The organism is Novosphingobium pokkalii (genome assembly GCF_014652855.1).
Classification (GTDB): Bacteria; Pseudomonadota; Alphaproteobacteria; order Sphingomonadales; family Sphingomonadaceae; genus Novosphingobium; species Novosphingobium pokkalii.
Genome location: NZ_BMZP01000002.1, coordinates 333,347 through 346,940 on the forward strand (window position 1 = coordinate 333,347; position 13,594 = coordinate 346,940).

General features: G+C 68.0%; 12 protein-coding genes. 9 read left to right on the forward strand and 3 right to left on the reverse strand.

Annotated elements, in window-relative coordinates; all coding sequences use genetic code 11:
* Positions 1 to 126: 126 nt before the first annotated feature.
* The 4 genes from IE191_RS03500 to IE191_RS03515 all read left to right on the forward strand — a co-directional run bounded on the left by IE191_RS03500 (position 127) and on the right by IE191_RS03515 (position 2,793).
* The gene (locus tag IE191_RS03500) at positions 127 to 420 is read left to right on the forward strand and encodes a YggT family protein (protein ID WP_191322943.1); all 294 of its coding nucleotides are present in this window, start codon (positions 127 to 129) and stop codon (positions 418 to 420) included.
* A gap of 4 nt (positions 421 to 424) precedes the next feature.
* Entirely contained in the window at positions 425 to 1,318 is an 894-nt protein-coding gene (gene folD / locus IE191_RS03505) for a bifunctional methylenetetrahydrofolate dehydrogenase/methenyltetrahydrofolate cyclohydrolase FolD (RefSeq protein WP_191322944.1), read from the forward strand.
* A 76-nt stretch (positions 1,319 to 1,394) separates the two neighbouring features.
* Positions 1,395 to 2,171, forward strand: a complete 777-nt coding sequence (locus tag IE191_RS03510; RefSeq protein WP_191322945.1) for a hypothetical protein — start codon at positions 1,395 to 1,397, stop codon at positions 2,169 to 2,171.
* Position 2,172: 1 nt separating this feature from the next.
* Positions 2,173 to 2,793: a MarC family protein gene (locus IE191_RS03515; protein ID WP_191322946.1), complete on the forward strand. Its 621-nt coding sequence runs from the start codon at positions 2,173 to 2,175 to the stop codon at positions 2,791 to 2,793.
* 27 nt (positions 2,794 to 2,820) lie between these two features.
* On the opposite strand, the gene mutS is transcribed toward IE191_RS03515, so the two are convergent.
* A complete protein-coding gene (mutS, locus tag IE191_RS03520) occupies positions 2,821 to 5,418 on the reverse strand; it encodes a DNA mismatch repair protein MutS (RefSeq protein ID WP_229815080.1) in 2,598 nt (865 codons plus the stop codon).
* 172 nt (positions 5,419 to 5,590) lie between these two features.
* On the opposite strand from mutS, the gene IE191_RS03525 reads away from it, so the two are divergent.
* On the forward strand, positions 5,591 to 7,219 hold the full coding sequence (locus IE191_RS03525; RefSeq protein ID WP_191322947.1) for a hypothetical protein: 1,629 nt from the start codon (positions 5,591 to 5,593) through the stop codon (positions 7,217 to 7,219).
* A 90-nt stretch (positions 7,220 to 7,309) separates the two neighbouring features.
* Complete coding sequence (locus IE191_RS03530) at positions 7,310 to 9,574, forward strand: NADP-dependent malic enzyme (RefSeq protein ID WP_191322948.1); 2,265 nt, start codon at positions 7,310 to 7,312, stop codon at positions 9,572 to 9,574.
* A gap of 238 nt (positions 9,575 to 9,812) precedes the next feature.
* Here IE191_RS03530 and thiS read toward each other — a convergent pair whose 3' ends face one another.
* On the reverse strand, positions 9,813 to 10,823 hold the full coding sequence (gene thiS / locus IE191_RS03535) for a sulfur carrier protein ThiS (RefSeq protein WP_191322949.1): 1,011 nt from the start codon (positions 10,821 to 10,823) through the stop codon (positions 9,813 to 9,815).
* Positions 10,824 to 10,863: 40 nt separating this feature from the next.
* Positions 10,864 to 11,238: a MerC domain-containing protein gene (locus IE191_RS03540; protein ID WP_191322950.1), complete on the reverse strand. Its 375-nt coding sequence runs from the start codon at positions 11,236 to 11,238 to the stop codon at positions 10,864 to 10,866.
* 119 nt (positions 11,239 to 11,357) lie between these two features.
* Between IE191_RS03540 and IE191_RS03545 the strand changes: the two genes are divergently transcribed.
* The 3 genes from IE191_RS03545 to rpsI all read left to right on the forward strand — a co-directional run bounded on the left by IE191_RS03545 (position 11,358) and on the right by rpsI (position 13,577).
* Positions 11,358 to 12,407: a COX15/CtaA family protein gene (locus IE191_RS03545; protein ID WP_191322951.1), complete on the forward strand. Its 1,050-nt coding sequence runs from the start codon at positions 11,358 to 11,360 to the stop codon at positions 12,405 to 12,407.
* A gap of 148 nt (positions 12,408 to 12,555) precedes the next feature.
* The gene (gene rplM, locus IE191_RS03550) at positions 12,556 to 13,035 is read left to right on the forward strand and encodes a 50S ribosomal protein L13 (protein WP_191322952.1); all 480 of its coding nucleotides are present in this window, start codon (positions 12,556 to 12,558) and stop codon (positions 13,033 to 13,035) included.
* Between the two features lie 2 nt (positions 13,036 to 13,037).
* The gene (gene rpsI / locus IE191_RS03555; RefSeq protein ID WP_191322953.1) at positions 13,038 to 13,577 is read left to right on the forward strand and encodes a 30S ribosomal protein S9; all 540 of its coding nucleotides are present in this window, start codon (positions 13,038 to 13,040) and stop codon (positions 13,575 to 13,577) included.
* Positions 13,578 to 13,594: the final 17 nt, after the last annotated feature.

Genomic DNA, 13,594 nt, shown 5'->3' on the forward strand with positions numbered 1-13,594 from the left:
CGGCGGCCGTGCTGACCGAAATCTTGCGCAAAAGGGCGGCGTTCACCCGATTGCCCTTGGGGCCAAGCCTGGGCTAAAGCGCAGCACCGTCGTGCCCGGAAGGGCCGAGCCCAAGAGGAACGCGCCGTGCTGCTCTATACCCTTGTCCAGATGATCGATTACCTGATCAGCGTCGTCAGCATGGTCGTGATCGTGCAGTTTGTGCTGAGCCTTTTGATCAGCTTCAACGTGGTCAACACCAGCAACAATGCGGTGATCGCGATCTGGCGCGCGCTGAACGCCATTCTCGATCCGCTGCTGGCCCCGATCCGGCGCTTCATGCCCAACACCGGCGGCATCGATTTCTCGCCGATGGTGCTGATCGTGCTGCTGCGCCTCCTGTCCATCCTGCTCAACGGCCTGGCCGCCTCGGGGTATTGATTTCATGACTGCCACCGTGATCGACGGAAAGGCCTTTGCGGCCGACCTGCGCGCGCGCATCGCCACGCTTGCCGCCGCATTTTCCGCCCAGGCCGGGCGCCAGGCGGGCCTCGCCGTGGTGCTGGTGGGGGAAGACCCGGCCAGCCAAGTCTATGTCCGCTCCAAGGGCAGGAGCACGGTCGAGGCCGGCATGGCGAGCTTCGAGCACAAGCTGCCCGCCGATACCGACGAGGCGACGCTGCTCGCCCTGGTCGAGCGGCTCAACGCTGATCCCGCCGTCGATGGCATCCTGGTGCAACTGCCGCTGCCCCGCCACCTGGATGAGCAGAAAGTGATCGCCACGATCAACCCCGACAAGGATGTCGACGGCTTCCACGTCACCAACGCCGGGCGCCTGGCCGTGGGCCAGGCTGGCTTCGTGCCCTGTACCCCGCTGGGCTGCCTGATGCTGCTGAAAGACCGGCTGGGCGATCTGGCCGGGCTCGACGCAGTTGTGATCGGCCGCTCCAACATCGTGGGCAAGCCGATGGCGCAATTGCTGCTGGCGGAAAGCTGCACGGTGACCGTGGCGCACAGCAAGACGCAGAACCTGCCCGAGGTGGTGCGCCGCGCCGATATCGTGGTGGCCGCCGTGGGTCGCCCGGAAATGGTCAAGGGCGACTGGATCAAGCCCGGCGCCACGGTGATCGACGTGGGGATCAACCGCGTGCCCGGCGCGCAGGACGGCAAGACGCGGCTGGTCGGCGACGTTGCCTATGACGAAGCCGCTGCCGTCGCCGGGGCGATTACCCCGGTGCCGGGCGGGGTTGGCCCGATGACCATTGCCGTGCTGCTGCGCAACACGCTGGTGGCCGCCTATCGCAACGCCGGAATCGCGCTGGCGCCCGACGCGATCTGACCACGCCATCCGACGTAACATTTCAGGGCCAAGTGCTTGCTTGGCCAGCAGGGTGCCTTTCGGTAGAAGCGGGGCCATGCTGCTTCGTGCTTCCGGCGCCGTGATTGCGCTCGCCCTCCTCGCGCCCCAGCCTGCCCTGGCCCAGCCAGCGGGTGGGCGGGTGCGGATGATCGCCAATCCCAGCGCGCTGATCGGCGTGGATATCGCCACGGCCCAGGCGATGCGGGCCAAAGGCGCGCGTGAAGGGCTGGCCGGCAGCATGGCCGGAGGCGCCGAAGTGGTGGTGCCGCCGCGCCAGGCGGCCGAACCGCTGTTGCGCCGCAAGGAAGGCGCGCCGCTCCACCCGCACCAGCCCGACGCGGCGTGGATTGCCTGCGACGGCAGCTATGGCATCACGCGCGGCCGCTGGACCGATGGGGCCCAGAGCGGGGGCCAGAGTGGAGGTTGGTATGCCACGGTGTGGCAACGCCATCCCAAGAAGGGATATTACCAATGGCGCCTGACGCTGGAAGGCGCCGCAGCCAGCCTGCCCGACGCACCCGAATTCCTCGTCGGCCTAGTTGCCGATTGCCCGGCCCGCGCAGGCCCGGGCGGCGGGGACGACCGCCCACCGGCCAAGCCCGCCAAGAACGCGCCCGTGGTGCAGCGCGCGCTGGCCGGGCCGATTCCGGCCGACGATGCGCCGGCCGGGTCGGACAGCCAGACCGCCCAATCCAACGACGGCAGCCTGGCTTGGCGCGCCACGGTGCGCGCCGATGGCAGCCGGGCGTTCCGCGCCTGGCAGTGGAAGGATGGCGCCATGGCCGAGATTGTCCATCTGGACGCGCCGGCTTCGCCCGGCCAAGGTGGCTGACATGCTGCAACTGTTCCTGTCTGCCTTCACCACGCTGTTCCTGGTGATCGATCCGCCCGGCTGCGCGCCGATCTATGCCGGTCTCACCACCCATGCCAGCGCGCGCCAGGCCACGCAGATGGCGCTGCGCGCCTGCGTGATCGCCACCGGCATCCTGGTGGTCTTTGCCCTGTTCGGCGAAGCGCTGCTGGGCGCGCTGCACATCGAACTGGCCAGCTTCCGCATTGCCGGCGGGATCATGCTGTTCCTGATCGCGCTCGACATGGTGTTTGAAAAGCGCACCGAACGGCGCGAGGAGCGGGCGGAAAAGGTGCGCAACGCGCAGCCGCACGTGGAAGACGTCTCGGTCTTTCCGATGGCCATGCCGATGCTGGCGGGGCCGGGCTCGATCGCCTCGATCATGCTGTTGACCGCGCGCGCGCATGGCACGGAGGAAACCGCCGTGGTCCTGGCTGCGCTCGGCGTGGTCATGGTGCTGAGCTTCCTGGCGCTGGTCGCGGCGCGCCCGATCATCCGCGTGTTGGGCGAACAGGTGGAGGCCGTGGTCACCCGCCTGCTTGGCGTGCTGCTGGCCGCGCTGGCCGCGCAATTCGTGATCGACGGCCTGCGCACGCAGTTCTGAGGGAGGGCCGGGCTAACCGCCCGCGCTTCAGCTATTGGCTTCGCGCTTCAATTCATAGAGCAGGTCGAGCGCGGCGCGGGGGGACAGCGCGTCGATGTCCAGCGCGTTGAGCTTTTCGCGCAGCGCGTCGACCTTGTCCTCGGCCGCCTCGATCGCGGCGGCGAACAGCGGCAGGTCGCCCAGCCCGGCGGCAAGGCCCCCGGTGGCGGCGCGGCCCTTTTCCAGCTTGTCGAGCACGCCGCGCGCGCGCTTGACCACCGCTTCGGGCACGCCGGCGAGGCGGGCGACCGCGAGGCCATAGGACTTGTCCGCCGGACCCTGCGCCAGTTCGTGCAGCAGGACGAGATCGCCTTTCCATTCGCGCGCGCGCACGTGGTGCAGGGACAGGGCCGGGCAGGTTTCGGCCAGGCGCTGCATCTCGTGGTAATGGGTGGCGAACAGGCAGCGGCTGCGGTTGGTTTCATGCACCGCCTCGGCCACGGCCCAGGCGAGGGCGAGGCCATCGTAAGTGGACGTGCCGCGCCCAACTTCATCGAGGATCACGAAGCTGCGCGGCCCGGCCTGTTGCAGGATCGCGGCGGTCTCGACCATTTCGACCATGAACGTCGAGCGGCCGCGCGCCAGGTTGTCGCTGGCGCCGACGCGGCTGAACAGGCGATCGACCAGCCCCACCGTGGCGCCTTGCGCGGGCACATAGCTGCCCGCCTGGGCGAGCAGCACGATCAGGGCGTTCTGGCGCAGGAAGGTGGACTTGCCGCCCATGTTGGGGCCGCCAACCAGCCACAAGCGGTCGCTTTCGCAAAGCTGGCAATCGTTGGCGACGAAGCGCTCGCCAGCCTTGGCCAGCGCGGCTTCGACCACCGGATGGCGGCCGCCCTCGATGGCCAGCACCGGCTCTTCCACCACCTGCGGCAGGCACCAGCCGCCTTCGCCGGCGCGCTCGGCATGGCTGGCGGCCACGTCGATGCGGGCGAGCGCGGCAGCCGTGGCGGCAATCGCCTCGCGCGCGGCCACGGCGCGGGCGATCAGGTCTTCGAAATGGGCTTCCTCGGCGGCCAGGGCATGGCCTCCGGCCTCGGCAATGCGGCTGGCTTCCTCGTGCAGCGCCAGGGCGTTGAAGCGCACCGCGCCGGCCATGGTCTGGCGATGGGTGAAGCCCGAATCCGGCGCCATCAGCCGGTCGGCATGGCGCGCGGGCACTTCGATGAAATAGCCGAGCACGCCGTTGTGGCGGATCTTGAGCGCGGCCACGCAGGTCTCGTCGCGGTACCTGGCTTCCAGCGCGGCAATGGCGCGGCGCGAATTGCCCGCCGCCGCGCGCAGTTCGTCCAGCGCCGCATCATAGCCTTCGGCAATGAAGCCGCCCTGGCTGCGCTCGGTGGGCGGGGTGGGCACCAGGGCGCGGGCATAGAGATCGACCAGCGCGCCGTGGCCGGCCAGATGCGGCAGCAGCGCCGCGATCAGCGCCGGGCGGTCGGCGCGCGCCTGCAAGCGATCGTGCAGGTGCCGCGCCTGGGCCAGGCCATCGCGCAATTGCCCGAGATCGCGCGGGGAGCCGCGCCCGGCGACCACGCGGCCCAGCGCCCGGCCCAGATCGGGCACGGTGCGCAAAGTCGTGCGCAAGTCGGCGCGCAGCAGTGGATCTTCGACCAGCCACTGCACCGTTTCCAGCCGGGCGCGGATCTGCGCCAGATCGAGCAGCGGCGCGGCGAGGTCTTCGGCCAGCAGGCGCGCGCCCGCGCCGGTGACGCAGCGGTCCACCGCCTCGGCCAGGCTGCCCTTGCGCGTGCCGCCCGAGGATACCAGCACTTCCAGGCTGGCGCGCGTTGCCTCGTCCATCGCCATGTGCGCGTCGGCCCCGCGCGCCACCGGGGGCAGCAGCAGCGGCAGGCGGCCCCGGCCGACATGGTCGAGATAGGCGATCAGACCGGCGGCGGCGGCCAGCATGGCCCGGCCGAACTGGCCGAAGCCATCGAGCGTCGCCACGCCGTGCAGCTCCTTGAGCCGCGCTTCGCCCGCCGCGCTGTCAAACGTGCGGGCGGCGCGCGCCACGGCATCGAGCGGGCCGTCGGCCCAGTCTTCCGGGCAGACGATCTCGCGCGCGCCCAGCCGGGCCAGCGCCGCGCCCAGCCGGTCGGGCGGGCATTCCTCCAGCTCCATCCGCCCGGTCGAAATGTCGCACGATGCCAGCCCGATGGTGTCACGCAGGGGGCACACGGCGGCCAGCACGTTGGACTCGCGCGGGTTGAGCAGCGCTTCCTCGGTCAGCGTGCCGGCGGTGACGAAGCGCACGATATCGCGCGCGACCAGTGCCTTGGAACCGCCGCGCTTCTTTGCTTCCTCGGGGCTTTCCACCTGCTCGGCAATGGCCACGCGGCAACCGGCGCGGATCAGGCGGGCAAGGTAGCTTTCGGCCGAATGGACCGGCACCCCGCACATCGGGATCGGCGCGCCGCCATGCTCGCCCCGGCTGGTGAGGGCGATATCGAGAATCTGCGCGGCCTGGCGGGCATCGTCGAAGAACAGCTCGAAGAAATCGCCCATGCGGTAGAACAGCAGGCAATCGGGCGCCTGGTCCTTGAGCGCCAGGTATTGCGCCATCATCGGGGTGGGAGCGGTGGACATGCGCAGCGAGGCTAGCCCAGGCGGCGGCCATACTCAAACCCGCGCGCGGCCTTATGAACAGATGCCGGGGCGGCGTTGCGGCCGCCACGGCTCCCCATGGCCGTCCCGCCGTGATAAGGGCGGGCGCTCCACCCCCTTTCCTCCAGATGCCGGCGTGGCGCAAAGAGGCCTGATGCACGATTTCCAGCAGCGGTTCCGGACTTGGCTCGATTGGCGCGGCGGCGGCCTGCCGTGGCTCTCGCCGCCCGCGATCGCGCTGGGCATCCTGCTGATCTGCTTCCCGTTCTTCCTGGTCGACGTGCCGCCGCTGATCGACGTGCCGGGCCACATGGGCGCCGCCGCGATCGAGGCGGCCGGGCCGGACAGCCCGCTGGGCAAGTATCTCGGCTGGAAATGGGTGTTCACGCTCAACATCGGCGGCGACGTGCTGATGAAAGTGCTGGGCGAGCCCTTGGGCGTGCTGGCGGCAGGGTGGTGGAGCACGGTGATCGCCACCGCGCTGTTTGCCGGCGGGTGCCTGGCCACGGTGCGCGTGGTCAATCCGCGCGGCGGCCATGGCGCGGCCTGGGCGCTGATGTGGGTGTTCAGCTTTCCGCTGCTGACCGGCTTTCTCAACTACATCCTTGGCACCGGCGTCTCGCTCTGCGCCTTTGCCGCCGCTGTCGCGCTGGAGCGGCGGCCGCGCGATCGCGCCGGGCTGCTGGTGGTGGCCCAGCCCCTTGCCATGCTGTGCCACGCCATCGGTGGCCTGCTGCTGGCGGTGCTGGTTGCGGCCAATGCCTTCGGGCGCGAGGTTGATGCCCTGCCGCAGGGCTGGTGGCGCCCCTCGCGCTGGCGCAGCGTGATCGCCACGCACGACTGGAAGGCGGCGGCCATGCGCCTTGTCGTGCTGTGCTGGCCGCTGCTCGCCACGGTGCTCACGATCGTGCTGTGGAAGCTGTTCTCGCCCGCCCCGGCACGCAGCCTCAACACCTGGCGGTGGGACCAGAAGGGCATCTGGCTGGGCATCACCTTGCGCGACCAGTCGTTCTGGCTCGACACGATCACCACGGCGGCGGCCTATCTCCTGCTGCTGGTGGGGCCGCTGCTGGGCGGGCGGTGGAACTGGCAGCGCGGCTTGCCCGGCCTGTGCGTGCTGATCCTCTACGTGATCATTCCCAGCGACATCAACGGCAGCGCCTTTGTCGACGTGCGCCTGCTGCCCCCGGCGATGATGCTGCTGCTCGGGCTTCAGGACTGGAGCGGCGCGCGGCGGCGCGTGGCGCTGGGCGTGGCCTATGTCGGCCTCGTGCTGCTCGGCCTGCGCACCGTGGTCACGACGGCCAGCTTCGTCGACTATGCCGACGATTACCGCCAGCAGCTTTCCGCGCTCGAACATATCGAGCCGGGCAGCCGCATCCTGACCTTCGTGGAGCATTCCTGCCTGGAGGAATCCTGGCGCAACACCCGCCGCGATCACCTGGCGAGCCTGGCCAGCGTCTATCGCCAGGCCTGGGTGAACGACAACTGGGCAGTGCCGGGCCTGCACATGGTGGTGCCGCGCTTCCGCCCGGCGCGCAACTTTGCCGCCGATCCTTCGGAATTCGTGTGGTCGCGCCGCTGCGCCGCCGGGCGGCTGCGCTCGATCGACTCGGCGCTGCGCTTTGCCCCGGTGGAGCGGGTCGACTATGTCTGGCTGATCGACACCGGCCTGCCGCGCAATCCCGACCCGCGCCTGCGCCTGGTGTGGCAGCAGGGACGCAGCCTGCTGTTCGCGGTACGGCCGCTCACCCTGCCCAAATGGCAGGTGCAGGATTTGTAAGGGTTCATTTCGCGTACGCTCAAGCCTTCCCTAGCGCATTCGAATGTGCAAGGGGGCAAGACGAGTTTCCAGTCTGCCGGGAGTGCGCGAATGTCCGAGGAAAGCAACGTCCGTTTCACCGAACGCGAGGCGCTTTTCTATCACAACACGATCCGGCCCGGCAAAATCGAGATCATCGCCTCGAAGCCCATGGCCACCCAGCGCGACCTCAGCCTGGCCTATTCGCCGGGCGTCGCGGTGCCGGTGCTGGCGATCGCGGAAAATCCGGCCACGGCCTATGACTATACCGCCAAGGGCAACCTCGTTGCGGTGATTTCCAACGGCACCGCCATTCTCGGCCTGGGCAACCTCGGCGCGCTGGCGTCCAAGCCGGTGATGGAAGGCAAGGCGGTGCTGTTCAAGCGCTTTGCCGATGTCGATTCGATCGATATCGAACTGGCCACCGAAGATCCGGAAGCCTTCATCGAGGCGGTCGCCCTGATGGAGCCCAGCTTTGGCGGGATCAATCTGGAAGACATCAAGGCCCCCGAATGCTTCATCATCGAGCAGGCCCTGCGCGAGCGGCTGAAGATTCCGGTGATGCACGATGACCAGCACGGCACCGCGATCATCACCGCCGCCGGCCTGCTCAACGCCTGTCACCTGACCGGGCGCGCGATCTCGGAAGTCAAGGTGGTGGTCAATGGCGCGGGCGCCGCCGCCATTGCCTGCACCGAGCTGATCAAGGCCATGGGCGTGCGCCACGACAACGTGATCATGTGCGATCGTTCGGGCACGATCTATCGCGGCCGCACCGACAGCATGGACCAGTGGAAGAGCGCGCACGCGGTCGACACCCCGGCCCGCAGCCTGGAAGAAGCGCTTGACGGCGCCGATATCTTCCTGGGCCTGTCTGCGGCCGACGCGCTCAAGCCCGACTGGGTCAAGAAGATGGCGCCGCAGCCGATCATCTTCGCGATGGCCAACCCCGATCCCGAAATCAATCCCGACGCGGCCAAGGCCGTGCGCCCGGACTGCGTGATCGCCACGGGCCGCTCGGACTATCCCAACCAGGTCAACAACGTCCTGGGCTTCCCTTATATCTTCCGTGGCGCGCTCGATGTGCAGGCCATGGCGATCAACGAGGAAATGAAGATCGCCGCCGCCACCGCGATCGCCGAACTGGCGCGCGAGCCGGTGCCCGAGGAAGTGGCCGCCGCCTATGGCAAGAATCACCAGTTCGGGCTGGACTACATCATCCCCGCGCCGTTCGATCCGCGCCTGATGGAGCGCGTTTCGTCGGCCGTGGCCAAGGCGGCGATGGACAGCGGCGTGGCGCGCAAGGCGATCGAGGATTTCGAAGCCTATCGCGAAAGCCTCAAGGCGCGGCTCAACCCGACCACTTCGGTGCTCACCAACGTCTATGCCAGCGTCAAGCAGAGCCCCAAGCGCGTGGTCTTTGCCGAAGCGGAGCAGGAAGTGGTGCTGCGCGCGGCGATCCAGTTCCGCGATTTCGGCTACGGCACGCCGGTGCTGGTCGGCCGCACCCAGGGCGTGCTCGACAAGCTTTCGGAACTGGGCGTGTCCAACCCGTCGAGCTTCGAGATCCACAATTCCAACGTCTCGCCACTGGTCGAGGACATGGTCGCCTACCTCTATCCGCGCCTGCAACGCCGCGGCTATCTGGAACGCGACGTGCGCCGCATGGTCAACAACGATCGCAACGTGTTCGCCTCGCTGTTGCTGGCGCTGGGCCATGCCGATGCGATGATCACCGGCACGACGCGCCCGTTCGCCCAGACGATGAAGGAAATCCGCCGCGTGCTGGGGCCAAAGCCCGGACACCTGCCGTTCGGCGTGCACCTGCTGGTGGGCAAGAACCAGACGGTGTTCCTGGCCGATACCACGGTCAACGAGCGCCCCAATGCCGAGGAACTGGCCGACATCGCCATCGAAACCGCCGCCGTCGCCCGCCGCATGGGCCACGAACCGCGCGTGGCGTTCCTGTCCTATTCCACGTTCGGCAACCCTTACGGCAAGTGGCTCGATGCGCTGCGCGATGCCGTGGCGATTCTCGACGAGCGCCAGCCGGGCTTTGAATACGAAGGCGAAATGGCCCCCGATGCGGCGCTCAACCCGCGCATCATGCAGACCTATCCGTTCTGTCGCCTCTCCGGCCCGGCCAACGTGCTGATCATGCCGGGCCTGCAATCGGCCAACATCTCGGCCAAGCTGCTGCGCGAGCTGGGCGGCAATGCCATGATCGGGCCGATGCTGCTCAACATGGAAAAGCCGGTGCAGATCGCCCCGATGACCGCCACCGCGCCCGACCTGCTGACCCTGGCCGTGCTCGCCGCTGCCGGCATCAACGGCTGATCCGGGCCTCGCTCAACCCCGACCGCGAGGACAAGTCCAGCAGTTCGGGGACGGGCGGGATCGGTGGGGGCTGCCTTGGCTCAAACCACTGAGCGGGACCCCGGATCAAGTCCGGGGTGACGAAAACTTTTTTGATCTTAATGCCTTACCGTCACCCCGGACTTGATCCGGGGTCCCGCGCTGACTTTGAACGGCAAAATCCCCCGTCCGCAATCGGTCAATCGCCGCTGTTCGCGTCTCAGATCAGCCCGGCCAGCGGGCTGGAGGGATCGGCGTAGCGGCGCGTGGCCATGCGGCCGGCGAGATAGGCGTCGCGCCCGGCCTCGACTGCGGCCTTCATCGCACGGGCCATGCGGATCGGGTCTTTCGCTTCGGCAATCGCGGTGTTCATCAGCACGCCGGTGCAGCCCAGTTCCATTGCCACGGCGGCATCGCTCGCCGTGCCGACTCCGGCATCGACCAGCACCGGCACCTTGGCGCCTTCCACGATCAGGCGGATCATCACCTTGTTCTGGATGCCCAGGCCCGAACCGATCGGCGCGCCCAGCGGCATGATCGCCACGGCGCCGGCTTCTTCCAACTGGCGCGCGGCGATGGGATCGTCGGCGCAATAGACCATCGGCAGGAAGCCTTCCTTGGCCAAGACTTCGGTGGCGCGCAGGGTCTCGCGCATGTCGGGATAAAGCGTGCGCGCCTCGCCCAGCACTTCCAGCTTGACCAGGTCCCAGCCGCCCGCCTCGCGCGCCAGGCGCAGGGTGCGGATGGCGTCTTCGGCGGTGAAGCAGCCAGCGGTGTTGGGCAGGTAGGTGACCTTCTTCGGATCGATATAGTCGGTCAGCATCGGCGCCTTGGGGTCCGACACGTTGACGCGGCGAACCGCCACCGTCACGATTTCCGCGCCCGAGGCGGCCAGCGCCGCCGCGTTCTGGGCAAAGTCCTTGTACTTGCCGGTGCCCACGATCAGGCGCGAGCGGAACGTGCGGCCAGCCACGGTCCAGCTATCGTCGGCCACGGCCGCGTCCGCTTGGCCGCCGCCCACGAAATGGACGATTTCGAGCACATCCCCTTCGGCCAGGGCCACGTCGGCAAGAGTCGAGCGGGGCACGATCGCGCCATTGCGCTCAACCGCCACTTTGGCGGGATCGAGTTCCAGGCTGCGCACCAGATCGGCAATGGAACCGGGGGCAACACGGCGCGGTTCGCCGTTGAGCGTGAGCGACAGGGTCGAGCTTTGCGGGTTCGTGGCCATGGCTGCATGCTTTAACGGCCACGCCGCCCTGTGCAAGGCTTCAGCAGGAATTGCGCCGCATGTTGATGACATGGGCGCTGGCTACCAGCAGCACGCCGCCGATCGTCAGCACCGATTCGGCCGAGCCATGGCCGACCATCACGGCCGCGGTCATCAACGACAAGCCCGCCACGCCGAGCACGAGCGGCAGGCGATGGCCGTGGCGGAGCGCGCCCATGCCGATCGTGGCCGCGCCGATCACGATCGCCAGGACCAGGCCGATATGATGGATTTCCGGATTGAGCAGCACGCCGCCGCCCAGGCCGAGCACGCCGACCAGGAACAGGCCGGCCAGGCAATGAATCATGCACAGCCCCGAAAGGAGCACGCCAAAGCGGTCGAGCCGGCTGCGCAGCGCAAGGAGGGCCTGGTTCATGGACGCCCATATATGTAACGTTGTAACATCGTTCAAGGCTTTTGCGCAGGGCCTGCCAAAACCGCGCTGCCCCCAAATGCCACTTGCTTGCCGGCGTCCGGCGCGCAAGAGAACGGGGCATGACGGCATCCAGACCTGCTCCGCTCGCCCTTGTCCGCTGGCTGATGGTGGTGGCCGCGATGATCGTGGCCATCGTGGTGGTGGGCGGCATCACCCGCCTGACCGAATCGGGTGTGTCGATCACCGAATGGAACGTGGTGTCGGGCGCGCTGCCGCCGCTTACCCAGGCGCAGTGGCAGGCCGAATTCGATGCTTATCGCCAGACCCCGCAATATATTCTGGTCAACGGCCCGGCGGGCATGACGCTGGCCACCTACAAGTTCATCTTCTTCTGGGAATGGGTCCATCGCCTGCTGGCGCGCACCATCGGCCTGGCCTTTGCCGCGCCGCTGGCGTGGTTCTGGCTGCGCGGGCAGATTCCGGCGGGCTACAAGCCGCGCCTGCTGGCGCTGCTGGCGCTGGGGGCGTTGCAGGGCGCGGTGGGCTGGTGGATGGTCAAGTCCGGCATCGTCCATGATGTGAAAGTCAGCCACTATCGCCTGGCCACGCACCTGGCCGTGGCGCTGTTCACCCTGGCCGGGATCGTCTGGACCATGCTGGACTTGCGCGCCCTTGCCCGTGGCGAAGGGCGCGCGCGGCTGACCGCTCTTGGCGCGCTGGCGCTGGGCATGCTGGCGCTGCAACTTGTCTATGGCGCGTTCCTGGCGGGCCTGCGCGCCGGCGTGGTGGCGGGCGCCGGGTGGTTCTCGTGGGATGCCTGGCCGCTGATGCAGGGGAAGTTCTTCCCCGATGGTGTGGAATGGGCGCGGGGCGCTTTTGCCACGCTAACCAGCGATCCCTATCTCGTGCACTTCTTCCATCGCTGGTGGGCCTGGGCCGTGGTGGCGGTGCTGGTGGTCATGGCGCGCAAGCTGCGCCGCGCGGGGCAGCGCGGTGCCTCCATCGCCATCCACAGCGCCTTTGGCACGCAAGTGATCTTGGGCATTGCCACGGTCTACAGTGGGGTTTCGCTGTGGCTGGCGGTGCTGCATCAGCTTTGCGGGGCATTGCTACTGATCTGCACCGTGTGGGGTGCTCATGCGCTGGGAAGGGCGCAAAACCGGGCCTAAAACTCGAAAGGTATTATTTTACCTCTCCGCAAAGGCGCGGTTTGCTTGACTCTTGGGGCCATTTGCAACAAAGGCGCGGTTCTTCACCCCGTTTGCGCCAAATCCGGTGCTTGATGGGGTAACCCATCATCCAGGGAACCGAACAGCCATGAAGGCTCTCAGCAAGGTCACCCGGTCGATCAAGCCGGCCGAGGTGGAAAAGAACTGGCATCTTATCGATGCCGAAGGCCTGGTGGTCGGCCGTCTCGCCGTCATCATCGCCAACCATCTGCGCGGCAAGCACAAGCCCAGCTACACGCCCCACGTCGATTGCGGCGATCACGTTGTCGTGATCAACGCCGACAAGGTGCGCCTGACGGGCAACAAGCTCAAGGCCAAGACCTATTACAAGCACACCGGCTATGCCGGCGGCATCAAGGAAGTCACTGCGGACAAGGTCCTGGGTGGTCGCTTCCCCGAGCGTGTGCTGGAAAAGGCCGTTGAGCGCATGATCCCGCGTGGTCCGCTCGGCCGTGCGCAGATGCGCGCGCTGCACCTCTATGCCGGTGCCGAACACCCGCATGGTGGCACCCAGCCGGTGGCGCTCGACGTCGCCTCGATGAACCGCAAGAACAAGGTGGGTGCCTGATCATGGCCGATAACGACACCGTCTCGAGCCTGGCCGACCTCAAGAACCTGACGTCTGCCGCTCCCGCTGCTGCTGCCGCTCCCGCCGCCGAAGGCGACGCGCCGGTTGCTCCCGCTGCCCCGACCGCTCCGCTGCGCGACCGCGAAGTCGATGCTTTCGGCCGCGCCTATGCCACCGGCCGCCGCAAGGACGCCGTGGCCCGCGTGTGGCTCAAGCCCGGCAGCGGCAAGATCGTGGTCAACGGCCGCGACCAGGAAGTCTACTTCGCCCGTCCGACCCTGCGCCTGGTGATCAACCAGCCGTTCCAGGTCGCCGGCCGCGAAGGCCAGTACGACATCATCGCCACCGTCAAGGGCGGCGGTCTGTCGGGCCAGGCCGGCGCCGTGAAGCACGGCATCGCCCAGGCGCTGAGCAAGTTCGAACCCGCACTGCGTGGCGCCGTGAAGGCCGCCGGCTTCCTGACCCGCGACTCGCGCGTCGTGGAACGCAAGAAGTACGGTCGCGCCAAGGCTCGCCGCAGCTTCCAGTTCTCGAAGCGCTAATCGCGCTTCGGCTGGCA

Bases quoted from the DNA above. Each gene is read 5' to 3' on its own strand.
- folD (WP_191322944.1), top strand. From the start codon at position 425: ATGACTGCCACCGTGATCGACGGAAAGGCCTTTGCGGCCGACCTGCGC.
- IE191_RS03510 (WP_191322945.1), top strand. From the start codon at position 1,395: ATGCTGCTTCGTGCTTCCGGCGCCGTGATTGCGCTCGCCCTCCTCGCG.
- IE191_RS03515 (WP_191322946.1), top strand. From the start codon at position 2,173: ATGCTGCAACTGTTCCTGTCTGCCTTCACCACGCTGTTCCTGGTGATC.
- mutS (WP_229815080.1), bottom strand. From the start codon at position 5,418: ATGTCCACCGCTCCCACCCCGATGATGGCGCAATACCTGGCGCTCAAG.
- IE191_RS03525 (WP_191322947.1), top strand. From the start codon at position 5,591: ATGCACGATTTCCAGCAGCGGTTCCGGACTTGGCTCGATTGGCGCGGC.
- IE191_RS03530 (WP_191322948.1), top strand. From the start codon at position 7,310: ATGTCCGAGGAAAGCAACGTCCGTTTCACCGAACGCGAGGCGCTTTTC.
- thiS (WP_191322949.1), bottom strand. From the start codon at position 10,823: ATGGCCACGAACCCGCAAAGCTCGACCCTGTCGCTCACGCTCAACGGC.
- IE191_RS03540 (WP_191322950.1), bottom strand. From the start codon at position 11,238: ATGAACCAGGCCCTCCTTGCGCTGCGCAGCCGGCTCGACCGCTTTGGC.
- IE191_RS03545 (WP_191322951.1), top strand. From the start codon at position 11,358: ATGACGGCATCCAGACCTGCTCCGCTCGCCCTTGTCCGCTGGCTGATG.
- rplM (WP_191322952.1), top strand. From the start codon at position 12,556: ATGAAGGCTCTCAGCAAGGTCACCCGGTCGATCAAGCCGGCCGAGGTG.
- rpsI (WP_191322953.1), top strand. From the start codon at position 13,038: ATGGCCGATAACGACACCGTCTCGAGCCTGGCCGACCTCAAGAACCTG.